Origin of the sequence: Salipiger sp. HF18 (assembly GCF_011806505.1) — a bacterium.
In the GTDB taxonomy this organism is placed as follows: Bacteria; Pseudomonadota; Alphaproteobacteria; order Rhodobacterales; family Rhodobacteraceae; genus Salipiger; species Salipiger thiooxidans.
Genome location: NZ_JAATOS010000888.1, coordinates 1 through 865, shown reverse-complemented (window position 1 = coordinate 865; position 865 = coordinate 1). Strand labels below are relative to the sequence as shown.

Here is an 865-nt window from a genome sequence, read left to right as displayed (position 1 = left end):
GCGACCAGCAGCCGCTCGCGCCACGGGATGTTCGAGAAGGCCAGCGCCACCAGCACCGGCAGCGGCCGGGCGATCAGGATCACCGAGACCACGAAAAGCAGCGTGGTCCAGTCCATGGCGAGCAGCGTCGACCGGTCCATGTTCGCCGCCAGCAGGATGAACACCCCCGAGACCAGCAGGATCGTGGCGTGCTCCTTGAAGCGGCGGAGTTCGGCGTAGCTCGGCAGGTCGGCGTTGGCGATCCAGAGCCCCATGACGGTGACCGCGAGCAACCCGCTCTCGTGCAGGATCGAATCCGACACGGCGAAGACCGCCAGCAGCAGCACGAAGAGCACCGGGACCTTCATGTATTCCGGCACCAGAGCGTTGCGGAAGGCCCGGGCGAGCCCCCAGCCGCCTGCCGCGCCAAGCGCCACCGCCATCGCGATGCCGACCACCATGTCGGTGATCGCCGCGCCCACCGAGGTGGCGTCGCGCAGCACCACGACCACCTCGAAGGCCAGCACCGCCGCCAGTGCGCCGAACGGGTCGTTGACGATGGCCGCCCATTGCAGCAGCGCGGCCGGGCGCCGCTTCAGCCGCGCCTGCCGCAGCAGCGGTGCGATCACCGTGGGACCGGTGACGATCATGATGCCGCCGAACACCGCGGAGCTTTCCCACGACAGCCCCGCCGCCCAGTGCAGCGCGGCGCTCGAGGCGAGCCAGCCGAGCGGCCCGCCGATCAGCACCAGCCGCCGGACACCGGTGGCCGCGTCGCTCAGCGACTGGAAGTTGAGCGTGAGCCCGCCCTCGAAGAGGATGATCGCCACGGCAATGGCCAGCATCGGCTGCATCAGGTCGCCGAACTCGCGCGAGGGATCGAGCA

The 865-nt window shown here is 70.1% G+C and carries 1 protein-coding gene; it reads right to left on the bottom strand.

Annotated features, from left to right (window positions below; genetic code table 11):
* A partial coding sequence (locus tag HC022_RS27770; RefSeq protein ID WP_175583770.1) for a sodium:proton antiporter occupies positions 1 to 865 on the bottom strand: 865 nt, incomplete at both ends.